At 65.7% G+C, this 24165-nt stretch carries 24 protein-coding genes; 15 read left to right on the top strand and 9 right to left on the bottom strand.

The features are described from left to right. Window positions 1–7: 7 nt before the first annotated feature. The 9 genes from nudE to gcvH all read left to right on the top strand — a co-directional run bounded on the left by nudE (window position 8) and on the right by gcvH (window position 6194). Window positions 8–571 (top strand): ADP compounds hydrolase NudE, encoded by a 564-nt coding sequence (gene nudE, locus ACZ75I_RS14960; protein ID WP_005418435.1) that lies wholly within the window; start codon window positions 8–10, stop codon window positions 569–571. Then, complete coding sequence (cysQ, locus tag ACZ75I_RS14955; protein ID WP_053499520.1) at window positions 568–1371, top strand: 3'(2'),5'-bisphosphate nucleotidase CysQ; 804 nt, start codon at window positions 568–570, stop codon at window positions 1369–1371. Before nudE ends, cysQ begins: the two co-directional genes overlap by 4 nt. A 13-nt stretch (window positions 1372–1384) precedes the next feature. Continuing rightward, window positions 1385–2224: a nucleoside triphosphate pyrophosphohydrolase gene (gene mazG, locus ACZ75I_RS14950; protein ID WP_180870126.1), complete on the top strand. Its 840-nt coding sequence runs from the start codon at window positions 1385–1387 to the stop codon at window positions 2222–2224. Next, window positions 2221–2550 (top strand): YnfA family protein, encoded by a 330-nt coding sequence (locus ACZ75I_RS14945; protein ID WP_072168556.1) that lies wholly within the window; start codon window positions 2221–2223, stop codon window positions 2548–2550. Before mazG ends, ACZ75I_RS14945 begins: the two co-directional genes overlap by 4 nt. Window positions 2551–2674: 124 nt before the next feature. After that, window positions 2675–2977 (top strand): Mpo1-like protein, encoded by a 303-nt coding sequence (locus ACZ75I_RS14940; RefSeq protein ID WP_180870129.1) that lies wholly within the window; start codon window positions 2675–2677, stop codon window positions 2975–2977. 66 nt (window positions 2978–3043) lie between these two features. Further along, window positions 3044–4003: an SPFH domain-containing protein gene (locus ACZ75I_RS14935; RefSeq protein ID WP_049410653.1), complete on the top strand. Its 960-nt coding sequence runs from the start codon at window positions 3044–3046 to the stop codon at window positions 4001–4003. 1 nt (window position 4004) lies between these two features. Beyond that, window positions 4005–4448, top strand: coding sequence for an NfeD family protein (locus ACZ75I_RS14930; protein ID WP_061478891.1), 444 nt, complete (start codon window positions 4005–4007; stop codon window positions 4446–4448). A gap of 144 nt (window positions 4449–4592) precedes the next feature. Beyond that, on the top strand, window positions 4593–5705 hold the full coding sequence (gene gcvT, locus ACZ75I_RS14925) for a glycine cleavage system aminomethyltransferase GcvT (RefSeq protein WP_134968391.1): 1113 nt from the start codon (window positions 4593–4595) through the stop codon (window positions 5703–5705). Between the two features lie 93 nt (window positions 5706–5798). After that, window positions 5799–6194 (top strand): glycine cleavage system protein GcvH, encoded by a 396-nt coding sequence (gene gcvH / locus ACZ75I_RS14920; protein ID WP_005418426.1) that lies wholly within the window; start codon window positions 5799–5801, stop codon window positions 6192–6194. A gap of 292 nt (window positions 6195–6486) precedes the next feature. On the opposite strand, the gene ACZ75I_RS14915 is transcribed toward gcvH, so the two are convergent. Beyond that, on the bottom strand, window positions 6487–6858 hold the full coding sequence (locus ACZ75I_RS14915) for a hypothetical protein (protein ID WP_134968390.1): 372 nt from the start codon (window positions 6856–6858) through the stop codon (window positions 6487–6489). 111 nt (window positions 6859–6969) lie between these two features. On the opposite strand from ACZ75I_RS14915, the gene ACZ75I_RS14910 reads away from it, so the two are divergent. Beyond that, window positions 6970–7476 carry a hypothetical protein gene (locus ACZ75I_RS14910; RefSeq protein ID WP_032954412.1) on the top strand — a complete coding sequence of 169 codons (507 nt, stop codon included), beginning with the start codon at window positions 6970–6972 and terminating at the stop codon, window positions 7474–7476. Window positions 7477–7540: 64 nt separating this feature from the next. On the opposite strand, the gene ACZ75I_RS14905 is transcribed toward ACZ75I_RS14910, so the two are convergent. Then, entirely contained in the window at window positions 7541–8455 is a 915-nt protein-coding gene (locus tag ACZ75I_RS14905) for a LysR family transcriptional regulator (protein WP_061478889.1), read from the bottom strand. 114 nt (window positions 8456–8569) lie between these two features. On the opposite strand from ACZ75I_RS14905, the gene ACZ75I_RS14900 reads away from it, so the two are divergent. Beyond that, window positions 8570–9328, top strand: coding sequence for an SDR family NAD(P)-dependent oxidoreductase (locus ACZ75I_RS14900; RefSeq protein ID WP_061478888.1), 759 nt, complete (start codon window positions 8570–8572; stop codon window positions 9326–9328). Window positions 9329–9469: 141 nt separating this feature from the next. Here ACZ75I_RS14900 and ACZ75I_RS14895 read toward each other — a convergent pair whose 3' ends face one another. Then, on the bottom strand, window positions 9470–10870 hold the full coding sequence (locus tag ACZ75I_RS14895) for a serine hydrolase domain-containing protein (protein WP_180870136.1): 1401 nt from the start codon (window positions 10868–10870) through the stop codon (window positions 9470–9472). A 286-nt stretch (window positions 10871–11156) separates the two neighbouring features. Here ACZ75I_RS14895 and ACZ75I_RS14890 point away from each other — a divergent pair, with 286 nt between their 5' ends. Together ACZ75I_RS14890 and ACZ75I_RS14885 are read left to right on the top strand one after the other, a co-directional pair. Beyond that, entirely contained in the window at window positions 11157–12485 is a 1329-nt protein-coding gene (locus ACZ75I_RS14890) for an NTP/NDP exchange transporter (protein ID WP_472958172.1), read from the top strand. A 42-nt stretch (window positions 12486–12527) separates the two neighbouring features. Next, window positions 12528–12878, top strand: coding sequence for a DUF1304 domain-containing protein (locus ACZ75I_RS14885; protein WP_346477257.1), 351 nt, complete (start codon window positions 12528–12530; stop codon window positions 12876–12878). Window positions 12879–13354: 476 nt separating this feature from the next. On the opposite strand, the gene ACZ75I_RS14880 is transcribed toward ACZ75I_RS14885, so the two are convergent. The 3 genes from ACZ75I_RS14880 to ACZ75I_RS14870 all read right to left on the bottom strand — a co-directional run bounded on the left by ACZ75I_RS14880 (window position 13355) and on the right by ACZ75I_RS14870 (window position 17289). Beyond that, window positions 13355–13822, bottom strand: coding sequence for a hotdog fold domain-containing protein (locus ACZ75I_RS14880; RefSeq protein WP_061478884.1), 468 nt, complete (start codon window positions 13820–13822; stop codon window positions 13355–13357). 75 nt (window positions 13823–13897) lie between these two features. Further along, entirely contained in the window at window positions 13898–16375 is a 2478-nt protein-coding gene (locus ACZ75I_RS14875; protein WP_180870144.1) for an acyl-CoA dehydrogenase, read from the bottom strand. Beyond that, complete coding sequence (locus ACZ75I_RS14870; protein WP_154351254.1) at window positions 16372–17289, bottom strand: alpha/beta fold hydrolase; 918 nt, start codon at window positions 17287–17289, stop codon at window positions 16372–16374. Before ACZ75I_RS14870 ends, ACZ75I_RS14875 begins: the two co-directional genes overlap by 4 nt. 153 nt (window positions 17290–17442) lie before the next feature. Between ACZ75I_RS14870 and ACZ75I_RS14865 the strand changes: the two genes are divergently transcribed. Further along, the gene (locus ACZ75I_RS14865) at window positions 17443–18045 is read left to right on the top strand and encodes a TetR/AcrR family transcriptional regulator (protein WP_005418411.1); all 603 of its coding nucleotides are present in this window, start codon (window positions 17443–17445) and stop codon (window positions 18043–18045) included. A gap of 141 nt (window positions 18046–18186) precedes the next feature. Here ACZ75I_RS14865 and ACZ75I_RS14860 read toward each other — a convergent pair whose 3' ends face one another. The 3 genes from ACZ75I_RS14860 to hslO form a co-directional block, all read right to left on the bottom strand. Then, on the bottom strand, window positions 18187–21069 hold the full coding sequence (locus ACZ75I_RS14860) for a TonB-dependent receptor domain-containing protein (protein WP_049412226.1): 2883 nt from the start codon (window positions 21067–21069) through the stop codon (window positions 18187–18189). A gap of 374 nt (window positions 21070–21443) precedes the next feature. Continuing rightward, a complete protein-coding gene (locus ACZ75I_RS14855) occupies window positions 21444–22292 on the bottom strand; it encodes an XOO1806 family protein (RefSeq protein ID WP_472958169.1) in 849 nt (282 codons plus the stop codon). A gap of 116 nt (window positions 22293–22408) precedes the next feature. Beyond that, window positions 22409–23302 (bottom strand): Hsp33 family molecular chaperone HslO, encoded by an 894-nt coding sequence (gene hslO, locus ACZ75I_RS14850; protein WP_180870149.1) that lies wholly within the window; start codon window positions 23300–23302, stop codon window positions 22409–22411. Window positions 23303–23379: 77 nt separating this feature from the next. Here hslO and mtgA point away from each other — a divergent pair, with 77 nt between their 5' ends. Next, the gene (mtgA, locus tag ACZ75I_RS14845; protein WP_005418407.1) at window positions 23380–24129 is read left to right on the top strand and encodes a monofunctional biosynthetic peptidoglycan transglycosylase; all 750 of its coding nucleotides are present in this window, start codon (window positions 23380–23382) and stop codon (window positions 24127–24129) included. The last annotated feature ends 36 nt before the right edge of the window (window positions 24130–24165 follow it).

Raw genomic sequence — 24165 nt, 5'->3', positions numbered from 1 at the left:
ATTCCGCATGAACGATGACCGTGCCGGCCGTCGCTTGCCGATCATCCATCGGATCACCGATGAGGAGAACGGCCCCTTCCAGCGCCAGCATCTGGACCTGGAGTTCTCCAACGGTGAACGTCGCCGTTTCGAGCGCCTGGTCAGCCGTGGTCACGGTGCGGTGGTGGTGGTGCCGATGCTCGACGATGAAACCGTGCTGCTGGTGCGTGAATACGCCGCCGGCATGCATCGTTACGAACTGGGGCTGGTGAAGGGCAGGATCGACGCAGGCGAGACCCCCGAGCAGGCTGCCGACCGCGAACTGAAGGAAGAGGCTGGTTATGGTGCGCGCCGGGTCGACGTGCTGCGCGCGATGACACTGGCCCCGACCTACATGAGCCACCAGTCGTGGCTGGTGGTGGCGCGCGACCTGTACCCGGAAAAACTGGCCGGCGACGAGCCGGAAGAACTGGAAGTGGTGCCGTGGAAGCTGGCCGAACTGGACCAGCTGATGTTGCGCGAGGACTTCTCCGAGGGACGCTCGCTGGCGGCGCTGTTCATTGCCCGCCAGTGGCTGCAGGGAACGCGATGATCAAGCTGACGACGGACCTGCGCGAGACCGCCATCGCCATCGCCCAGCAGGCCGGCCAAGCCATCATGCAGGTGTATGCCGATGGCTTCGAGGTCCAGATCAAGGACGACAACAGCCCGGTCACCGCGGCCGACCTGGCGGCCAACCAGGTCATTGAGCTGGGCCTGCGGCAGCTGACACCGGACCTGCCGATCCTGTCCGAGGAATCGGCGCAGGTGGGCTGGGAGCAGCGCCGCCATTGGGGCGCTTACTGGCTGGTGGATCCGCTCGACGGTACCCGCGAGTTCGTCAAGCGCAACGGCGAATTCAGCGTCAACATCGCCTTGATCTACCAGGGCGCGCCAGCATTCGGCGTGGTGCTGGCGCCGGTCACCGGCATTGTCTGGCATGCCATGCGCGGCGAACTGGCCTATCGGCGGCAGGGCCTGCATGACACCGTGCTGCGCACCCGCACGCCGGCCACGGCTCCGCTGCGCGTTGCCGCCAGCCGCTCGCACCGTTCGCCGGAAACCGAGGCGCTGCTGGCGCGCATGGGCCGCATCGAGACCATCGCGCAGGGCTCGTCGCTGAAATTCTGCCGGATCGCCGAAGGCGGCCTGGATGTCTATCCGCGGCTGGGTCCGACCTCCGAATGGGATACCGCTGCGGGCCAGTGCGTGCTGCACGCCGCCGGTGGTGCGGTACTGTCGGCCGCGACCGGCAAGCCGTTCCGCTACAACCGCCGCGAGACCCTGTTGAACGGCGATTTCATTGCCCTTGGTGATACCAGCCTGCCATGGCGTGACTGGTTGTCCGATTGACCCTGGAGGCCGCATGAGCGCGCACGACACCCCCACCACCGGCAGCGCCGCAAGCAACGAACTGGAGCGCCTGCTGGCGATCATGGCGCGCCTGCGCGACCCGCAGGGCGGCTGCCCGTGGGACCTGGAGCAGAACTTCGCGACCATCGCCCCCTACACCATCGAAGAAGCCTACGAGGTGGCCGATGCGATCGACCGCGGCGATCTTGACGATCTCTGCGACGAGCTGGGCGACCTGTTGCTGCAGGTGGTGTTCCATGCGCGCATGGCCGAAGAGCAGGGCAGCTTCGCCTTCGCAGACGTGGCCCGCGCGATCAGCGACAAGATGCAGCGCCGCCACCCGCACGTGTTCGCCGAGGCCAGCGTCGACGATGCCGACGGGGTGATGCGTAACTGGGAGGCGATCAAGCGGGCCGAGCGCGCCGCCAAGGGCGAGCAGGACACCTCCGCACTGGCCGGTATCTCGCGCGGCCTGCCGGAATGGCAGCGGGCGGTGAAGCTGCAGTCGCGCGCGGCCAAGGTCGGTTTCGACTGGCCGGGTCCGCTGCCGGTGCTGGACAAGGCCGCCGAGGAACTGCAGGAGCTGCGCGAGGAGTTCGAGCGCGGCGATATCGCTGGCAACAAGGCGCGCCTGCAGGAAGAACTGGGCGACCTGCTGTTCGTCTGCGCCAACCTGGCGCGCCATGCCGATATCGATCTGGGCGCTGCACTGCGCGGTGCCAACCACAAGTTCGAGCGTCGCTTCCGCGCGATGGAAGCGCAGGCCGACGCACAGGGTGAGGCGTTGGCCGCATTGGACCTGGATGCGCAGGAAGCGTTGTGGCAGCAGGCCAAGGCAGCAGAGAAGGCGTGAAAACGCTTGGCCTGTTCCTGCTGACCGCGCTGGCCGAGATCGTTGGCTGCTACCTGCCATGGTTGTGGCTGCGCAAGGGAGGCAGCGTCTGGCTGCTGCTGCCGGCGGCGGCCAGCCTGGCCCTGTTCGCCTGGCTGCTGACCCTGCACCCGACTGCCAGTGGACGGGTCTATGCCGCCTACGGTGGCGTCTACATCGGCACCGCGCTGTTCTGGCTGTGGCTGGTCGATGGCATTCGTCCCAGCCGCTGGGACCTGCTGGGCGCAGCGCTGTGCCTGGCCGGCATGGCGGTGATCATGTTCGGGCCGCGCACCTCATCGGTGTAGAGCCGAGCCATGCTCGGCTGCTCTCCTTCCGACCGCGCTGGCGCGCGCAAGCCGAGCATGGCTCGGCTCTACAAGGTCAGCGATGGCGCATGATGTGGGCGACCCTGGTTCCCCGAGCCTGCTCATGTCCCGCTTCGCCAGCTTCCGCGAGTTCTATCCGTTCTATCTCAGCGAACACCGCCACCCGGTATCGCGGCGGCTGCACTTCATCGGCAGTTGCGGGGTCCTGCTGCTGGTCGCCACTGCCTTGCTGCGCGGCCAGCCGCTGTTCCTGCTCGGCGCCCTGTTCTGCGGCTACGGGTTCGCCTGGGTCGGCCATTTTTTCTTCGAGAAGAACAGACCGGCGACGTTCCGCCATCCGCTGTACTCGTTCATGGGTGACTGGGTGATGTTCCTCGACATCCTGCGTGGGCGGGTGCCCTGGTAGCTCCGCTGTGAATGCGGCCTTCACGCGCTATGCTGGGGCCTGGACGTCATCGATAAGGAAAGCAAGATGTTCCCGACCATGTTCTTTACCGTGGTACTGGCCTTCGTGGCCGTGGTGATCCTGTTCAAGGCCGTACGGATGGTGCCCCAGGGCTACGAGTGGACCGTCGAGCGCTTCGGGCGCTACACGCACACCATGACCCCCGGCCTGCATTTCCTGATCCCGATCGTGTACGGGGTGGGGCGCAAGGTGAACATGATGGAGCAGGTGCTGGATGTGCCCAGCCAGGAAGTGATCACCAAGGACAACGCCGCCGTGCGCGTGGACGGCGTGGTGTTCTTCCAGGTACTGGATGCTGCCAAGGCCGCCTATGAGGTGGCCAACCTGGAAGTGGCGATGATCGCCCTGGTGCAGACCAACATCCGTACCGTGATCGGTTCGATGGACCTGGACGAATCGCTCAGCCAGCGCGAGGTGATCAATGCCCAGCTGCTGAGCGTGGTCGACCATGCCACCAATCCTTGGGGCGTGAAGGTCAACCGCATCGAGATCCGCGACATCCAGCCGCCGCGGGATCTGCTGGACGCGATGGCGCGGCAGATGAAGGCCGAGCGCGAAAAGCGCGCGCAGATCCTCGAGGCAGAGGGTTCACGCCAGTCGGAGATCCTGCGCGCCGATGGCGAAAAGCAGGCCACCGTGCTGGAGGCCGAAGGCCGTCGCGAAGCTGCGTTCCGTGATGCCGAGGCACGCGAGCGCCTGGCCGAGGCCGAAGCGATGGCGACCAAGGTGGTGTCGGCGGCGATTGCCGAGGGTGACGTGCAGGCGATCAACTACTTTGTTGCGCAGAAGTACGTGGAAGCGTTCAAGGAACTGGCCAGTTCGCCGAACCAGAAGCTGGTGCTGATGCCGATGGAGGCCAGTGGCGTGATCGGTTCGATCGCGGGCGTGGCCGAACTGGCGAAGCAGGCGCTGGCCAGCCAGGACAACAAGGTCGCCGGCAAGCGGCCGCCGCCGCTCGGAGGCTGACATGCGCTGGGAAGTCGTCGGTTGGGGCGCGTTGGCGCTGCTGCTGTTCGCGGCCGAAGCGCTGGCGCCGGGTGCGTTCATGCTGTGGATCGGCATTGGCGCGGCGGCGGTGTTCGTACTGGTTGCGGTGTTCAGTGACATTCCGCTGTTGTGGCAGGTGATCGCTTTCGTTCTGCTGAGTGTGGTCTCGATCCAGTGCTACCGGCGCTGGGGGCGGCCGCGGGCACGGCCAAGCGATGCGCCGTTGCTCAACCGCCGCGCCGAGCAGCTGGTCGGCCGCGAGGTGGTACTGCAGCAGGGCATCGTCGGTGGCCAGGGACGGGTCAGCATTGACGATGCGTCCTGGCAGGTGAGCGGTCCGGAGCTGCCTGCGGGTACGTGGGTGCGGGTGCGCAGCGTGCAGGGCACGGTGCTGGTGGTCGAGGACGCAGGCCGCCCCATGTAGAGCCGAGCCCACGCTCGGCTCCCACACGGAGAGCAGCCGGGCATGGGCTCGGCTCTACAGCTCCGGCGCTGCGCTGCGGCACGCCTGCGGGCGACCGATCTGGGATAATGGGGATTCTTGTTTCCTCTGCTGCCGGACCCGGTCATGACCCAGAAGACGCTGCTCAACGATACCCACCGCGCCCTTGGCGCCAAGATGGTCGATTTCGGGGGTTGGGACATGCCCATCCACTACGGCTCGCAGCTGGACGAGCACCACCTGGTGCGTCGCGAGTCCGGTGTGTTCGACGTCAGCCACATGACGGTGGTCGACCTGCGCGGTGAGCAGGTCAAGCCGTTCCTGCGCCGCCTGCTGGCCAACTCGATCGACAAGCTGAAGGTGACCGGCAAGGCGCTGTACTCGTGCATGCTGAACCCGCGCGGCGGCGTCATCGACGACCTGATCGTCTACTACCTGGGCGACGATTTCTTCCGCATGGTGGTCAATGCCTCCACCCGCGAGAAGGACCTGGCCTGGCTGCGCGAGCAGGCTGCGCCGTTCGGCGTCGCCGTCGAGCAGCGCCCGGACCTGGCCATCCTCGCCGTGCAGGGCCCGCAGGCGCGCGACATCGTGATCGGCCTGGCCCGCGAAGCCGACCGCGCAGCGTTGACCAAGCTGGGCCGCTTCGCCGCCCTGCAGGTGCAGTCCGATGACGGCGTCGAGCTGTTCGTCGCCCGCACCGGCTACACCGGTGAAGATGGTTTCGAGATCCTGCTTCCGCAGGACGCCGTGGTCGCCTTCTGGAACCGCCTGCTGGCGGCGGGTGTGAAGCCGGCCGGCCTTGGCGCGCGCGACACCCTGCGCCTGGAAGCTGGCATGAACCTGTACGGCCAGGACATGGACGAAGAGATCAGCCCCTACGAAGCGGCGCTGGCCTGGACCGTGTCGCTGGACGAAGGCCGCGACTTCATCGGCCGCGACGTGCTGGAGGCGCAGAAGAGCGCCGGCACCGCGCGCCAGATGATCGGCCTGGTGATGGACGAGAAGGGCGTGCTGCGCCACGGCCAGACGGTCACCACGGCCAGCGGCCAGGGCGAGATCCTGTCCGGCACCTTCTCGCCGACGCTGGCCAAGGGTATCGCCTTCGCCCGCGTGCCGGCTGGTGAACTCGGCGAGGTCACCGTCGACATCCGCGGCCGTCAGGTGCCGGTGCGGGTGGTCAAGTTCCCGTTCGTTCGGGAAGGCCAGGCGCAGCCCGGCGTGCTCGCCGACGCCTGATCCGTACGTGCCGGTCGTCACTGACAGCAGTGGTGGCCGGTTGGTTACACTAGCCCCGTTTTTTCCACCCCTGCATATCTCTGGAGCAGTCCCATGAGCGAGATCCCCGGCGACCTCAAGTTCCTCAAGTCCCATGAGTGGGCCCGTGTCGAAGGCAATGGCCGCGTCACCGTCGGTATTTCCGACCACGCCCAGGGCCTGCTGGGTGACCTGGTCTACGTCGAACTGCCGGAAGTCGGCGCTGACGCCAAGGCCGGCGAGCAGATCGCCGTCGTCGAGTCGGTGAAGGCCGCCTCGGACGTCTACAGCCCGATCAGCGGCAAGGTCGTCGAGGTCAACTCGGCCCTGTCCGACAAGCCGGAAACCATCAACGAAGATGCCTACGGCGAAGGCTGGATGTTCGTGGTCGAACTGACCAACGCCGATGAGGTCAACGAGCTGCTGGACCCGGACGCGTACGCCGAAGCCCTGGAGAACGAAGACCACTGAGTCGTCGTTTCCGGATTCTGGAACGGCCACCTTCGGGTGGCCGTTTTTGTTTTGGCGACTGCACCGGACTCATGACGCGGGGTTCGCTGCGCACCCTCGGCGTGGCATCAGCCGACAGGCGAACGGTGCCGATGGGCGTGCGCAGTTTTGCGCAAATCCGCGTTTCAGCCCCGCGCCGACGCACTCGGATGTGAAAACTTTTCGCCCCCTGTTGCGGCGCCGTTGTGCTGGCGTCGGTGGCGGCGCCGGTGACCGTCGACGTCGCACGCGCGATGCCGTTGCGAGTCTGTGTCTAAATGCGCGGAGTGCTTATTTCAAGTGTTTTTTGTTCAACGTATGCATCGATGCCGGTGCATGCAGCACGCTTGCGCGACGCTTCAACTGCCATCGCGGGCCGCGTAGAGCAGTGGCGCCGACGGCGCTCGGAAAGGCGCGGATGTGAAAATTTTTCGCGGGGGTTGTTGACAGTAAAAAAAACCGTGATTAGGTTTCGCCTCAGCAGACCTTGCCTGCCCAACCGAGTGCGCAGAATCAATCGTCCGATGCGAAGCAGCCCCTTCAAGACCACCGCGACCCTGATGACGGTGGACACGGCCCCGCTTCCCCCGGAGAAATGCAAGGCACCTCCCGTTCCGATGTCCGCTCCGCCGATCGAGGCGGGCATCGCCGCATCCGTAACGGCGCGCCTGACGCGCCGGCGGTCCCCGCACGCAGCATCCGCGGGTTTGATCCAACTGGGCGTTTCAACTCCCTATCACTGACGAGGAGCCATCCCATGGCAACCAAGAAAGCTGCGAAGAAGAAGCCCGCCGCCAAGAAAGCGGTGAAGAAGGTCGCGAAGAAGGCCGCTGCCAAGAAGGCAGTGAAGAAGGTCGCGAAGAAGGCGACTGCCAAGAAGGCAGTGAAGAAGGCGGCGAAGAAGGTCGCCAAGAAGACCACGGCGAAGAAGGCAGTGAAGAAGGCGGCGAAGAAGGTCGCCAAGAAGTCCACTGCCAAGAAGGCCGTCAAGAAGACCGCGAAGAAGGCGGCCAAGAAGGCCACCAAGAAGACTGCCAAGAAGGCTACGGCCCGCAAGCCGGCCAAGAAGGTCGCAAAGAAGGCGACTGCCAAGAAGGCCGTCAAGAAGACCGCCAAGAAGGCAGTAAAGAAGACCGCGAAGAAGGCTACCAAGAAGGCCGCCCCGAAGAAGGCAGCGAAGAAGGTTGCCAAGCGCAAGCCGGCCGCCCGCAAGAAGAAGGCCGCTCCGGTCGCTCTGCCGGCAACCCCGGCGCCGCTGATCTAAGTACTTCCCGATAGCCGCATCCTGAAACCCCCTTCCCTGGCTGCCCAGCGGGGAGGGGGTTTTTTTATGGGCGGCTTCGATCGCCTGGTGGGGTGACTACCGGCGGGAATCGTTCCACCAGGAAGTCGAGGAAGCTGCGCAGGCGGGTGGAGTGGTAACGGTCGTGCGCATAGACCACGTGCATCGGCCGACCGGCCTGGCCGTGCTCCGGGAGCAGCTGCACAAGTCGTCCAGCCTCGACATCGGCTGCCAGCAGCAGCGTCGACTGCAGGACGATGCCCAGGCCATGCAGCGCCGCCGAACGCAGCGCTTCGCCATTGTTGATCTGCAGTCGACCGTCGGGCACGTGGTCGAGCTCGCCAGCGTCCTCCTGCAGCCACTGCGCAAGTGCACTCGGTTCGAATGACAGGCATTGATGGCCGGCAAGTGCATGCACGCTGTGTGGCGTGCCATGCCTGGCCAGATACGCCGGCGAGGCGCACATCATCAGGCGATAAGGGGCCAGGGCTCGTGCCACCAGCACGCTGCTGTCGGCCAGCGTGCCGATCCGCAGCGCCGCTTCGAAGCCCTCTTCGGCAAGGTCGACCACGCGATCGGTCAGTGTCGCTTCGACCCGGACATCCGGATGGCGCGCCATGTACTCGGCCAGCGCCGGTACCAGTGCATGCGTACCGAAGATCACGGGTGCACTGATGCGCAGCGTGCCCGCCGGTGCCAGGTGCTGGTGCTGCGCCTGCGCATCGGTTTCGTCCACCAGGCGCAGGATTTCCCGGCAGCGCGTGTAGTAATCCTGGCCGAACGGGGTCGTGTGCTGGCGCCGGGTGGTTCGGCTCAACAGCTGCATGCCCAGCCGTGCTTCCAATGCACGCAGATGCTTGCCGGCCATCGTCGCGGAGATGTTCATCGCCGCAGCTGCCGCACTGAGGCTGCCCTTGTCCACGATCAGCACGTAGACCCGCATGCTTTCCAGCAGGTTCATCTGACACCCCGGGTGTTGAATGCTGAAACCTGCGCGGAGTTTATCAATCAGGGGTGATCAAACAGCATGTCGTGCAAGGGCTGGATTGGCCGGCCATGCGAACAGGAGAACACCATGGACTTGAATCTTGCAGGCCGTACCGCTTTGGTGACGGGCGCGGCCAGCGGCATCGGTGCCGCCGTCGCCAGGCAGCTGGCGGCCCAGGGCGTGCGCGTTGCCATCACGTCACGGCAGCGGGCACCCCTGCAGGCGCTGGCGGCGCGGATCGAAGCCGAAGGCGGCGTGGCACCGGTCATCGTGGCCGGCGATGTCACCGTGGCCGGTGACGTCCGGTACATCGCGCAGGCATCCCGGGAGGCATTGCAACGCGTCGACATCCTGGTCAACGCCGCAGGGGGCTCCCGGCCGACCAGCGTCGATGCCGATGATGATGTCTGGGAGGAAGCGATCGCCCTGAACTTTTCCGCCGCGCGGCGGATGACCCAGGCGCTGTTGCCTGGCATGCAGGCGCAGGCATGGGGGCGGGTGATCAACTTCAGCGGTTCGATGGAACCGCGTGCGGTGAACGCGGCCACTGCGGCGAAGGCGGCGCTGCATCTGTGGAGCAAGGGGCTGTCGTCGGAGGTGGCCGGGCAGGGCATTACGGTGAATGCGATTGCACCGGGGCGCATCAACAGCGCGCAGATCCTGGAACGCCTGCATCCCACCGAGGAAAGCCGGCGTGCGTTCATCGCCAGCAACATCCCGATCGGACGCTTCGGTGAACCCGAGGAAGTGGCGCCACTGGTGGCGTTCCTGTCCTCGCCGCTGGCCGGCTACATCACAGGCGCGGTGATTCCGGTGGACGGCGGCATGCACTACTTCGCGCACTAATGCTGCGGAGCTGTAGAGCCGAGCCCATGCTCGGCCGCCTTGCGCCAGAATTCCGCTCAGCCGAGCACGGCTCGGCTCTACACAACAACAAAAAGGGCGGCCCGCGGGCCGCCCTTCGCACACACGATCGAGCCCGCCTGATCAGTGCGGCGACGCCACCGCACGATTGCCCGAGGCGCCCTTGCCCTTGCGCTTGTCCTGCTGCGCCGGGCTGGCGCCCTCGGCCATCAGGTTGTCGCTGCCGAAGTCGGTGTCCACGTCCAGCCAGCGCTGCGCCGGCAGGCCGAGCGCGGAGTCGAGCACGGTCGGCAGCAGGCCGCTGGGCAGGCTGCTTTCGCCATTCCACATGATGGCGATGCCCAGATCGCGTTCCGGCAGCAGCGCGACCAGGCCGCGATAGCCCTGCACGGCACCGGCATGGAACACCACGTCGTGGCCGGCGTAGTCGAAGGTGCGCCAGCCCAGGGCGTAGCCGGCCGAGTGCAGGCGCTCGCGGCGCCAGCCCGAACGCATCTCGCCGGGGGTGCTGATCAGGCTCGAATGCAGGGTGGCCAGCAGCGGTGCCGGCAGCACGTCGGGGCGGTGGCCGGTGTGGGCGAGCAGCCACTGCGCCATGTCGCTGGCGCTGGCATTGACGCCGGCCGCCGGGGCCACCCGGTAGTAGGTCGGCTTCGGCGTCAGCGAGACCCAGCCGTTGCGGCTGCGCACGTGAGGACGCGCCCAGCGCGAGCTGGCCTGGATGCCGGCCAGGCCGAGGCTGGCATCGTTCATGCCCAGCGGCTTGAAGATGCGGCGCTCGACCGACTGCTCGTAGAAACTGCCGGAGGCCGCGTAGACGACATCGCCGATCAGGCTGAAGGCCACGTTCTGGTAGGCATAGCAGTCGCCCGGCAGGCACTTCAGGCTGGTGTTGGCCAGTTTCTGGGTCAGCGCGTAGTACTCGGCGTTGCCCTCGATGTCGCGGTCGTAGGCGTTGTACGGCAGGCCGACGCGATGGCTGAGCACGTCGGCTACGGTCAGGCGATCAGTGGCTTCCGGCGAGTTCAGGCGGAAGCCCGGCACGTAGTCGGTGACCTTGCTGTCCCAGCGCAGCGTGCCGTCGTTGACCAGCAGGCCGGCCATGGTGCCGGCGAAGGCCTTGGACAGCGAGGCCAGGCGGAACACGGTGTGCGCATCGACCGGCAGCGGATTGTTGACGTCGGTGACGCCATAGCCGCGCGCGCTGAGGATACGACCGCCCTGCACGATCGCCACGGCCATGCCCGGCACGCGTTCGCCATAGGTGAGCTGCTGCGCCATCGATTCGATGTTGGCGACGTTGAAGCCGGGCGCCGGGGCCTGCACGCGCGGCACCAGGCCGGTGCGGTAGGCCGCCGGCTGGGTGTGGGCGACAGTGGGACCGGCAGCGGATTCGATGTTGGTCGGCATCGGCGGCAATGCCGGCGGTGTCTGCGCGGTGGTGGACAAGGCAACGGGCATCAGCATGCCCAGCAAACCGGTGGCCGCCGAACGGATCGGGCGACGCAGGCTGTTCTTTTTCATCGGTTGGACCCGTGCGCGACTGCTGATGGCGATTCTAGCGCCGCTTTTCCCTTGTGCACAAACAAAGCGAAGATGAATGCGCATCTCGTTGAAAAAGTTGGAATTTTGACGCCCTGAAGGCATGTATCGGAACGTGTCGTATGGGTGGGGCCGTGACACTGCGTTGCAGCCTTCTGCGTGGCTGCTGCTGGCGATGTTGCAGTGCATTGGCTAACGTACGCGCTTCACCGCCCCCGGAGCCTGCCATGCCGCTGTCCAACCGCCGTCTTCTGGCGAGGGACGCCGCGTGAGCGCGGTGAAGGGCAAGGGGCCGCTGCATGGGCTGACGGCGGCACTGCGTGAGTCGCCGGCGCTGTGGTGGTCGTTCCTGTACTTCTTCTGCCTGCTCAGCGGCTACTACGTGCTGCGCCCGGTGCGTGAGGCGATGGCTGCCTCGGCCGACCTGGAGACCGTGTTCCCGCCGATGCTGATCGCCTGGTTTGCCAGCCATGGCATTGCGCTGAAGGACTTCGTCCTGCAGTTCCTGTTCTCCTGCGTGTTCGTGATCATGCTGGTACTGCAGCCGGTGTACGGCTGGCTGGTCAGCCGCTTCCCGCGGCGGGTGTTCCTGCCGGCGGTGTATGGGTTCTTCATCGTCACTCTGCTGGTTTTCTATGCGTTGTTCGATAGCAACGTGCCGGGGCGCGGCATGGCCTTCTTCTTCTGGATCAGCGTCTTCAACCTGTTCGCGGTGGCGGTGTTCTGGAGCTTCATGGCCGACGTCTTTTCAAACGCGCAGGCGCGTGCCTTCTACGGATACATCGGCGCGGCCGGCACCATCGGTGCCTTCCTCGGGCCGTTCATCACCAGTGTGCTGGTGCAGCGGGTGGGTATTGCCAACCTGATGCTGGTATCCACCGGATTCCTGATGGTCTGCCTGTTCTGCATCTGGCGCTTGCGGCACTGGGCGGTGCTGCGCGAGCGTGAGCAGCGGCTGGTGTCGGGAGAAAAACCGATGGGCGGTAGTGTGCTCGACGGTCTCAAGCTGATCGTTCGCGAACCCCTGCTGCGTTGGCTGGCGATCATGGTGCTGTTCGGTGTGGGCATTGGCACCCTTCTGTACAACCAGCAGGCCACTATCGTGCGTGCCTCATTCAATGATGCAGGCGCCGCCACCGCGTTTTTCTCGCGCATCGACCTGACAGTGAATGCGCTGGCGCTGTTGATGCAGCTGGGCCTGACCCGCTGGTTGCTGTCCCGGCACGGAATCGCCCCGGCGCTGCTGATTCCCGGTTTCGCGATCCTGATCGGCTTCTCGGTGCTGGCGGCCTCGCCGATGCCGCTGATGGTCGCGGTAGTGCAGGTGATGACCCGGGCCAGCGAATTCGCACTGGCCAAGCCGGCGCGCGAGACCATCTACACGCGCGTGGACCGGCAGTGGCGCTACAAGGCCGGCGCAGCGATCGACACCGTGGTCTACCGCGGTGCGGACCTGAGCTTTGCCTGGGTGCACAAGGGCCTGTCATTGTTCGGCTCGCACGTGGTGTTCATCGGCGGCATGCTGGTGGCCGCGTGCATGACCGCAGCCGCGTTCGGTGTACTGCGCGAAGAAAAGAAACTGCCGCGCGACCGCTGATTTCCCGGGGCCCGACCCCCATCCCTGTCCAAGGAACTGCCCATGTACTGGATCGCACTCATCCTGACGTTGCTGGTCGCCCTGCTGCACGTCTATTTCCTGGCGCTTGAGATGCTCCTGTGGACCCGCCCGCTGGGCCTGAAGACCTTCCGCAACACGCCGGAGAAGGCGGAGATCACGCGCGTGCTGGCGGCCAACCAGGGCCTGTACAACGGCTTCCTGGCGGCGGGCATCGTGGTGGGGCTGGTGATCGATCAGCCGGTGCTGGTGACGTTCTCGCTGGCCTGCGTGGTGGTGGCGGGGTGCTATGGTGCGTACAGCGTGAGCCGGCGCATTTTCATGATCCAGGCGGTGCCTGCGATCCTGGCGTTGGTGTTTCGCGCGGTAGCGTAGTTTCCAGCCAACGGCGCAGCCCCTCGTGGGTTGGTCGCGTAGAGCGGGTCATGTGTTGGGTGTGGCGGATGGGCCGTGCAGGGGACGCTGCAAGTACGTCCATGTAAGCTCGATGGCGCCATCCATGGCGCCAACGCCCCTGCACGGCCCACCCGCCACACCCCTGACAGGTTCCGTGTGCGGCCAGCCCACGGAGAAGAAAGAGAAGATCAAGAGCAACAGCAACAGCAAAAAGCGGCCGGTGGGCCGCTCTTGCTTCTGCTTCTGCTCTTCTTTTTTCTCTTGCGTGGGTGGACGCCGCAAAGATCTGTCAGAGGCCGGAGGGGTGGGGTCGGGCGGGGTATCCGCGCCATGGATGGCGCGGCTAAGCCTACACGGACGTACTTGCGGCGTCCCCGCCCGGCCCCACCCCTCCGGCCCCACCGATAAACCGCATCCCGCGTCCACCCACGAGGGGCTGCGCCGTTCGCGGGAACTTACTTCGCCGGCGACAACCACATGTCGATCACCGCGCTGAACACCTCCGTGCCCGCACGGTCGCGCACGCTCACCGTCACCGGCAGCGCATAGCCCTCGGCCGCGACAACAATAGGCTGTGCCGGCAGCGCCACCGCCTGCAGCGTGCCACGCGCCTTGGCCAGGTACTGCACCTGCATCCCCTTCGGGATCCAGCGCATGCCCTTCGGCAGCGATGCGTCGACCATCAACCCGGCGGTCAGTTCGGCCAGGTTGCACATCGCGATCGCGTGCACCGTGCCGATGTGGTTGCGTACTCTGCGGCGGTCGGCCAGCGTACCTTCGCAGCGGCCGTGTTCCAGGCGGGTGATGCGCGGCGCGATGCTGGCGAAGTAAGGCGCCTTGAAACACACCGCGCGCGAGAACAGCCAGTTGCCGGCAGGCCAGCGCTGCAGGCGGTTGTAGAGCGAGAGCAGGGGCGTGGACATGAGGAGGATTCCGGTCGGCGGATAAAGCGACGGCGGGCCAAGGCCCGCCGTCGAGGCAACGCGTGTCGCGGGCGATCAGGCCGCCTGCGAATGCGGGTCCTTGTGCTGGCGGTCGTAGTAGCTGGCCGCGCGCAGTTCGTGGGTGTCGAAGTCGTCCACGGTGATCGTGTCCAGAGTCAGCGTACGCAGCTCTTCCAGCAGGCTGCGCTCGTCCTGGGTGATCACGCCCTCGGCCACGGCTTCGTCCAGCTGCGCCTTGAAGTCCAGCGCCTCGATGCCCTTGCTCTTCAGCGCCTTCAGGAACTTGCGCTCCACCGGCTCGGCCATGATCGCCTTGCTCAGGTAACTGTTGATGCGGCCGCCCGGGTTGTTCTCGCACGGGGTCAGGAACACGCCATTGGCGAGACGGTCGCGGGCTTCATTCGGCGCCATCAGCAGGGCGGCGACGCGGCGGCTCAGGCGATCACCCGGAGCCTCGGCACGACGGCCCAATGGGAAGATGAGCGCCCACATCAGCCAGCCGATCGGACGGATCGGGAAGTTGCGCAGCGCGGCCGACAGCGACTCTTCGATCTTGTGCACGCTGTCATGGAAGGCCCAGGCCAGCAGTGGCTGGTCGGCCTGCGGTGCACCTTCGTCGTGGTAGCGCTTGAGCATGGCGCTGGTCATGTAGACATGGCTCAGCACGTCGCCCAGGCGGCCGGACAGCGATTCCTTGAACTTCAGCTTGCCGCCCAGGGTCATCATCGAGATGTCGGCCATCAGCGCCAGGTTGGCCGAGTAACGGTCCAGCTTGCGGAAGTAGCGGCGGGTGTAGGCGTCGCCCGGGGCGGCGCCGAAGCGCGCGCCGGTCAGGCCGAACCAGAACGAACGCACGGCATTGGAGATGCCGAAGCGGATGTGGCCGAACAGGCTGCGGTCGAACTCCTGCAGGCCGGCACGGGTATCCGGATCCTGCGCGGCCTTCATTTCCTTCAGCACCCACGGGTGGCAGAGGATCGCACCCTGGCCGAAGATCAGCAGGCTGCGGGTCATGATGTTGGCGCCTTCCACGGTGATCGCGATCGGCGCGGCCTGCCAGCTGCGGCCGGCGAAGTTGCGCGGCCCCAGGATGATGCCCTTGCCGCCGATCACGTCCATCATGTCCGAGATCACTTCGCGGCTCATGGTGGTGCAGTGGTACTTGGCGATCGCCGACGGCACCGACGGCACGTCACCACGATCGACCGCCGCGGCGGTAGCCTGCGACAGCGCGCTGATCTTGTAGGCCTTGCCGCCGATGCGGGCCAGCGCTTCTTCCACGCCTTCGAAGCGGCCGACCGACAGGCCGAACTGCTTGCGGATGCGCGCATAGGCGCCGGTCACGGCGGCACCGGCCTTGGCACCGCCGCTGGCGGTGGACGGCAGGGTGATCGAGCGGCCCACGGCCAGGCACTCGTTGAGCATGTTCCAGCCCTTGCCGGCCATGGCTGCGCCGCCGATCAGCTGGGTCAGCGGAATGAACACGTCCTTGCCGCGGATCGGGCCGTTCTGGAACGTCGAGTTCAGCGGGAAATGGCGACGGCCGATCTCGACGCCGGCGGTGTCGCGCGGCAGCAGGCCCAGGGTGATGCCGATGTCGCGGGTGTCGCCCATCAGACCATCCGGGTCGTACATGCGGAAGGCCAGGCCGATCAGCGAAGCGACCGGAGCCAGGGTGATGTAGCGCTTGTCGAAGGTCAGCTTGACGCCGAGCACCTGCTCACCGTTCCACTCGCCCCTGCAGACGATGCCGTAGTCCGGAATCGAGGTGGCGTCGGAGCCGGCGAACGGACCGGTCAGGCCGAAGCAGGGCACTTCGCGGCCATCGGCCAGGCGCGGCAGGTACTGGTCCTTCTGTTCCTGGGTGCCGTAGTGCACCAGCAGCTCACCCGGGCCCAGCGAGTTGGGCACGCCGACGGTGGAGCTGACCACCGAGGACACCGAGGCCAGCTTCTGGATCACCTTGTGATGGGCCAGCGCGGAGAAGCCCAGGCCACCGTACTCCTTCGGGATGATCATGCCGAAGAACTTGTTCTTCTTGATGAAGGCCCAGAGCTCCGGCGGCAGGTCGGCGTGGACGTGGGTAATTTCCCAGTCGTTGACCATCGTGCACAGCTCTTCCACCGGGCCATCGAGGAAGGCCTGTTCTTCAGCGGTCAGCTGCGGCTTGGGATAGTTGAGCAGGATGTTCCAGTCCGGGTCACCGGTGAACAGCTCGCCCTCGAAACCGACCGAGCCGGTTTCCAGCGCAATGCGCTCGGTCTGCGACAGCGGCGGCAGCACCTTGCGGAACACCTTCATCATCGGGCCGGTCAGCAGTGGCTTGCGGATGAACGGCAGCAGCAGCGGCACGGCGATCACCGCCAGCACCGCCGCAGCGACGATGGTGGCGGTCTGGTTGACGTAGGGAATGAACCAGCAGGCGGCCAGCAGGGCCACGCTGATCAGCGTCCAGGTAACCAGCCGCATGCGGTGGTAGGCGACGAAGGCGCCTGCCAGCAGCAGGGCGAGGAAGGGAAGAACGATGCTCATGAGCGTGCTCCGGTGACGTGCTCGTTTGTGGCGGACGAAGCCGCAGCGTCCGCTGCGGGCAACACGTCCAGATAGTCCAACACAGTAGCGGTAAAGGCGTCGTTGTCATCGCCGGCGACCATGTGGGTCGCTTGCGGCAGCTGTACATGGCGCGCATGCGGCGCCAGCGCCAGGAATTCGGCCACGGTCTGCGGCGTGACCAGGTCGCTGCGGCCGCCGCTGACCAGCAGCAGCGGGCACTTCACCTGGCGTGCGGCCTCGGCCAGTGCGTCCTGGTGCTGTTCGCTGTCGCGGGCCAGCTCGGCCACCAGGCGCGGGTCCCAATGCCAGCGCCAGCGCCCGTGGCCGTCCTCGCGCAGCAGCGCACGCAGCGACTGCTCGGATTTGCGCGGCCGGTGCGGCATGTAGGCCGAGATCACGTCGGCGGCCTGGGTCAGCGAGGCGAAGCCGTCGGGATGGGCGGTCATGAAGGCGAGGATGCGCTCGACACCCGCGGTATCCCAGCGCGGGGTGATGTCGACCAGCACCATGGCCGAGAACAGGCCCGGCCAGCGCGACTCGGCCAGCAGGCCGAACAGGCCACCCATCGAAGCGGCAACCAGTACCGGCGGGCGCGGCTGTTCGCCGGCCAACACGATCAGGTCGTCGGCGAACTGTTCGCCGTGATAGGGCAGGTCGGCGCCATTCCAGTCGGAATCGCCATGGCCGCGGGCGTCGTAGGCCAGCGTCTGCAGGCCGGCCGCGTTCAGTGCGCGGGCAGTGGCATTCCAGGCGTGGCGGGTCTGGCCGAAGCCATGGGCGAACAGGACCCGGCCACGCCGGCCATGGTCGCTGACGGTCGCCGCCAGGCGGGCGCCATGGGCGGCGTCCAGGCGCAGGTCATGGAACGCAGCGGTAGTGGGGGACATAACCATACTTGCTAGTATGGAGAGCTTCGAGGGGAAGTCAATACTGCACGGTATGGTGCGTTGCAGAACGCGCGTGGAGGGACCCTTCCAAGGGGCCTGCGACGGTTTCGACCGCAACCGCGTACTGCAACGAACCCCGGCGTATGGTTAAATCAGTCCATGAATCAACCTGACGCTTCCGCCGGCGAACCGCGCGCCGGCCGCAACAGCCGCCTGAGTGCCGAAGACTGGGCCCAGGCGGCCCTCGATCTGATTGCTGAACAAGGTGTCGGCGCCGTCGCGGTAGAGCCGCTGGCACGGCGGCTCGGCGTTACCAAGGGCAGTTTCTACTGGCATTTCCCTTCGCGCGACGCATTGCTGCAGGCGGCGCTGGAACGCTGGGAACTGTTCGAACAGGAACAGGTGTTCGGCAGCCTGGAAGACGTACCGGATCCGCGCGTGCGCCTGCGCCAGCTGTTCCAGATGGTGGCGCATGAAGTGCAGCCGCACATCATCTACAGCGAGCTGCTGAAGGCCCTGGATCATCCGATGGTGCGGCCGGTGATCGACCGGGTCTCGCAGCGTCGCCTCGACTATCTGGTCGCCTCGTTCCGCCAGGCCGGCCTCAGCTCGACCGATGCGCGTCATCGCGCACGCCTTGCGTACGCCGCGTATGTCGGCTTCCTGCAGTTGTCGCTGCAGCTGCAGCAGCCCAAGCAGGCGCGCGAGGATTTCGAGGCCTACGTCGAGCACCTGATCGAGACGCTGATCCCGAACGGATGAGCGCCCGGAAATGATCTCGAAGGAAGGCCGCAGCGATGCTGCGGCCTTTTTTGTTGTGCGCTGGCCAGCGCCCGTCCATGGCGCACAAAGAACAACGGCCCCTTTCGGGGCCGTTGCCGCATCAGCTGATCAGGTTCCCGATCAGAACTTCTGCTTGTACTGCATGTAGATCAGGCGACCGATGTCGTAGCCGCCGTAGTAGGAGTACTGCGAGTTCGGCGCCGAGTACATCTGCGGGCCGTAGTGGTCGAACACATTGCGTGCACCGACCGCGATGGTCGCATTCCACGGCGCGTTCCAGGAGAACTGGACGTCGTGGAAGGTGGTGGCGCCGCGCTTGTTCTGCGCCTGGTTGCGAGCCGGATCCGGCGAGCCGTAGTCAGGCAGCGAGCACTCGGTGGCGTAGTAGCAACGCTCCTTCACGCTGGAGAAGTAGCGGGTGCCCCAGGTGATGCCGAAGTCGCCGAATTCCCAGCCAACGGTCAGGTTCGAACGCAGGCGGAAGTTGCTGCCGAAGCCATTGTAGATCTGCACCGGGGAGTCATCATTGGCCGTCTTCAGAACGTTCTTGGTGACGTAGGTGTTCTGCAGGTTGAAGTTGAAGCTGCCCCAGGTGTCGGTCGCATAGCGGTAGCTTGCATCGAAGTCGAAGCCTTCGGTTTCGATGAAGCCAGCATTGCGGCTGCCGTAGGTCAGGTTGTTGACGTAGCCGAGCGTGGCGTCACGGGTGAAGGTGCTGCAGCGCTCAGCAATGCCCAGAACGTAGCAGTCGTTCAGCTGATCCGTCGGGGTATCGGAAACGATCGTGTTCTCGATCTTGATGTTGAACCAGTCCAGGCTCAGGTTCAGGCCCGGGGCGAAGGTCGGGCTCCAGACCAGGCCAACGGTCTTGGACTTGGACGTTTCCGGAGTCAGGTTCGGATTGGAGCCGGAGGTGAACGGCACCGGGCTCTGCTCATCCGGGCCTTCAGCCGGGACGTAACCCTGCTTCAGCTGGCGGAAGTTCGGGGCCAGGGCACCCAGGGCGGCAGCGCATCGCTGGGCCGTGGCGGCATCGGTTGCGGCCAGACCGAACGAGGTATCGCACGGATCGGTGAAGTACTCGAAGGACTGCGAGCTGCCGCCGTACAGGTCGGCGATGGTCGGCGCGCGGAAGCCTTCGGAGTAGGTCGCACGAACCAGCAGCTGATCGATCGGGCGCCACTTCAGGCCGAACTTGCTGTTGGTCGTGTTGCCGAAGGTGCTGAAGTCGGAGAAGCGGGTGGCTGCGCTCAGGCTCAGTTCCTTGGCACCGGGCAGGTCGGCCAGGATCGGTACGTTCAGCTCCAGGTACACTTCATTGACGTCGTACTTGCCGCCGGTCGGGCCAGCCGCCAGGTCGGTGGAGTAACCCGACTGCGACAGCGCGTCCGGATTGAAGTTGCCCTTCTCCTCGCGGTACTCGTAACCCAGTGCGAAGCCCAGGTCGCCTGCCGGCAGGGTCAGGATGCTACCCGCAATGTTGGCGTAGTAGGACGTCATCGTGGTTTCGCCGACGTTGTGCGTCGTCGGGAACAGGAACTGCTGCAGGTCCGGATTGCCGGTCAAGCCGCCATCACCGGTGCGGCCGAACGGAATGGCCGGGTTCCACGGGATGCAGCCGCCGGCGCCGGGGCCGTAGGCCGGGTTGGTGCCCGCAGCCAGGCCCGCTGCGGTTCCGCACTCCACGCGGCCGGTTGCCGGGTTGTAGAACGAGGCCCCGGTGGCGGCGTTGGCAGCCAGGACGTTGTAGTTGCCGGTCTGGCTCTGGTTGTTTTCGGAGTTCTGGTAGAGGTAGCCGGCTTCCCAGTCGAAGTACTTGTCATTGAACTGGAACGAGCCCTGCAGCGCGCCGCTGAAGCGGAACGTCGTCAGCTTGTTGTTGGAAACGCGCGGCACTTCCCAGCCACGGCGGACATACGCCATATCCTGGCCGAACGGGTTGTAGTAGCTGTCGGCCGACCAGATGGAACCGAGGTTGGCGTAGGCTTCGGACTGCAGCGGGTAACCGGCCACCTGCGCTTCCGATTCGCGGCGGGTGTACAGCAGGTCACCGCTGAAACGGACATTGTCGGTAAGGTCGTACTGCAGGTTGGCGAACACGCTGCGACGCTTTGTCGGGGTCAGCAGCTGCATCTGCTGGTTGGAGTTGCTTACGTCACCGGTGATCGGGGTCAGGTCGGTTTCGTGGAAATCCGCCGCGTTGTAAGGATTGCCGCCGCGATTGAGGGTGAGCGACGGTGCGTCCGGATCGGTCGGGTCGAACACCGAGCCCCACTGGCTGACCGAGGTCCAGCCGGCGGTCGGATGGCGATTGGTGCGCGACGATTCGGAGAACCAGCGGTCCTTTGCCCACACCGCCTTTTCGTTGGAGTACTCGGCACCGATGGTGATCGAGCCGCGATCGCCGGTGAAGCCGGCAACGAAATCGGCGCTCTGCTTTTGGCCGTCGCCTTCACTGTACTGCCCGGTGTAGGCGTTGACTTCCAGGCCTTCGAAATTCTTGCGGGTGATGATGTTGATCACGCCGGCCATGGCATCGGAACCGTACACCGAGGAAGCACCGTCCTTCAGCACGTCGATGCGCTCGACGATCGCCGACGGGATCTGCGACACGTCCTGATAACCGCTGACGCTGGCGCCGAGGCGCTTGCCGTCGACCAGGATCAGGGTGCGCTGTGCACCCAGGTTGCGCAGGTCGATGTAGTAGCCGCCGACCATTTCACCAGAGGACAGCGGTTCGGAACGGCTGATGGCCGGGCTGCCGGCGGCAGAAATGTTCTGCAGCACGTCAGCAACCGTCTTGAAGCCGCTCTTTTCGATGGTGGCGCGGCTCAGGCTCAACACCGGCTGCGCGGTTTCGGTATCGACCTGACGGATGCGCGAACCGGTGACCTCGATGCGGTCGAGGTTGGTCGCTTCCTGGGCGTGGGCCGTCGCGGTGGTGGCACCGGCGACAAGCGCGATCACAACTGCGTCACGCAGCTGGCTGGACTTGAGTTTCATTGGCTCTCTCTCTCTCCAAGAAATCTTGGCTGGGGTTAGTGCCCGGCGGGGGAGCGAAAAAGCGCTCCCAAATCGCGAGGCTGACCCGATAGTAACGGGCGTTCGCCAAGAATTAAAGCTGTGTTAATGAAGTCTGTGATTTTGGTAAAAAAGCGCTTTTCCAAGCCCAATCAACGGGTTGCTGGTATGGTCATGCTGATCTGCCTCGTTTGTTAACGCAGAATGATGAAAAAAGTTTCGACTGATATGTATCCCAATATGTCGATACGCTCTGCGGTCGATACCGCTCATGCGAGTGCGAGGCTGGCACGCAGATGCAAAAAGGCGCCTTTCGGCGCCTTCGGGAATATCGTTGCTGAACCTGACTGAGGGGATCAGAGATCCTGTTCGTAACGCACGTACGGCACGGTGCCGTCGTCGTTGCTTTCGTTCCGCGGGGAGAACGGATTCTTGCCGCGGCTGATCACGTTCTCGGCGCCGACGGTCAGCTGGCCAGACCACGGGGTACGCCAGGTCAGGCCGATGCCCAGGCCTTCGAACTTGCCGGGCTTGCCCGGCACGTCGACCACGCGGCCGATGATGCTGCCGGTGAAGTTGCCGTAACCGGCACCGATGCTCAGGCTCTTGCTGTCCCAGCGATCGACGATGGCCGGCGAAGCGTCGGCCAGCGGTACCAGGCGTGCCTTGGCGTAGGTACCGGCGATGGAGACGAAGCCTTCGCGGCCAATGTTCTTCTGCGCGAACACGGTCAGATCGTTCTGCTCGGCGCGCAGCGAGGGCGTCTTGTTCGAGCCCGACAACCAGGCGGGCAGGGTTTCACGGCCGGTGCCGGCGGTGATGCCCAAGCGGCTGTTGCCCCGGTTCAACGCGGCGGTACCACTGAAACGACGGCTGTTCAGATCATCCTCGTCGCCCAGGCTGGCCAGCATGCAATGGCTGGCCAGGCCGCTGATGCTGGTGCCGCTGCTGCTGTTGCAGAGCAGGCCCAGCGAATCGCCAGATGACAGGCCAAAGGCCGCGTCCAGCGAATTGCGGCCAAAATGCCAGCGGGCGCCGGCTGCCTGTTCGCCGGTCGGCTCCAGGTACAGCAGCGCCTCGACCTTGCCGCTGCCCTTGTTCCATACCGGCAACACGGTGCGGGTGTCCTTGCTCTGCGCATGCACGCCCGTGATCGCGCCAAGGGCGATCAGCAGGGCCAGCGGTAGACGCAGGAAGGTACGCATCGGACCAGTTCAGACAGGGACGGACAACGGAAGTTCCCGTGGGGACGGGAACTCGATCCTAGGGTGTTTATGAATTCTTAACAAGCCTTGATCCTCCCCAGGTACAAGACTGCCGTTTACTGAAGTCGTTCAGGCGCCGCTACAGCCCCCTGGGCGCCGTGGAACAGTATGCCGAACTCCGTCAATGGAAAGTGATACTCACGCCCGCAGAATTCGCAACGCACCTCGACGGCGCCGGTGGCCTCGGCGGCCGCGCGGGCTTCGTCCTCGCCCAATGACTGCAGCATGCCAGCCACCCGCTCGCGCGAGCAGGAGCAGGCGAAGGACAGCGGCTTGTCGCCCAGCAGTTCCGGCCGCTCCTCGTGGAACAGGCGGTGCAGCAGCTGCTCGGCCGGGGTCGCCAGCAGTTCGGCCTTGCCCAGGGTTTCGAACAGGGCGCTGGCGCGGGCCCAGCCATCCTCGTCGCCTTCGTCGCCCGGCAGCTTCTGCAGCAGCAGGCCGGCGGCACCGTTGCGGTCGGCCGCCAGCAGCAGGCGGGTTGGCAGCTGCTCCGACTGGCGGAAGTAGTCCTCGAAGGCCTCGTCCAGTTCCGGCGCAGTCAGCGCGACCAGGCTCTGGTAGCGCTGCGGCTCGCGCGCGTCCAGGCCGGGGTTCTCGATGGTGATGGCGAGGATTGCGTCATCACCGAGGCGGGACAGGTCACGCGGTGCGTCGCCACCCTCGCTGAGCTGGGCGATACCGCGCAGGGTGCCGGCGGCGGTGCATTCGGCGAACAGGGTGCGCAGCGCGGTGCTGCTGCGCAGCTGCACCGACAGGCGCCCGTCGATCTTGGTGTGGCCGGTGAACAGCGCCGAGGCGACGCAGGCCTCGCCAAGCAGTTCGGCAGCGGCGTCCGGGTAGGCGGCATGGGACAGGATTTCCTGCCAGGTGGCCTGCAGGTGCACATGCACGCCACGCACGCCGGCGTCGGGGAGCAGGAAACGGATCAGGGAATCGGGGTTGGCGGTCATCGGCTCACATCGCGCGTAAACGGGGGCGGTTGCCGGATAATGCGCCGACAACCAGACAGAAGAAGGATGCACCAGTAATGGGGGCAGCGGGAGAGCAGCACAAGGTAGAGGCCGTGGTCGCCGCGCCGCGCCGGCGACGCTGGCGCTGGAAGCGGCTGCTGTGGCTGCCGGTGCTGCTGGCCGCCTTCAGCTGTCTGCAGGTGCTGGTGCTGCGGTTCATCGACCCGCCGGTGTCCATGGTGATGCTGTGGCGCTATGGCGAGGCGCTGGGCGAGGCCGACTGGTCCTATCGGCTGCATTACCAGTGGCGCGACCTCGACCAGATGGCACCGAGCCTGCCGATCTCGCTGGTGGCGGCCGAGGACCAGCGCTTCCCCGACCACAACGGCTTCGACCTGCAGGCCATCGAAAAGGCGCGCGACCACAACGCCAGGGGCGGGCGCCTGCGCGGCGCCAGCACGATCAGCCAGCAGGTGGCCAAGAACCTGTTCCTGTGGCAGGGCCGCAGCTGGATCCGCAAGGGCCTGGAAGTCTGGTACACGGTGCTGATCGAGGCGCTGTGGCCAAAGGAGCGGATCCTGGAGATGTACGCCAACATTGCCGAATTCGGTGATGGTGTGTATGGCGCGCAGGCGGCAGCGCAGAAATTCTGGGGCAAGGACGCGGCCCGGCTGAGTCCGGCCGAGAGCGCGCGCCTGGCCGCGGTGTTGCCGGCACCGCGTCGCTACAACGCGGCAAAGCCTGGGCCGTATGTGCAGCGGCGGGCCGCGTGGATCCAACGCCAGGCGCGCCAGCTGGGTGGTGCGTCCTATCTGTCGGAGGACTGAGCCCGGCGCTGCAATTGGCAGGCGACGGGCCGGGCA

Source organism: Stenotrophomonas sp. X (genome assembly GCF_055721025.1).
The sequence above is the reverse complement of the archived record's forward strand: the minus strand, read 5'-3'. Positions and strand labels throughout refer to the sequence as shown.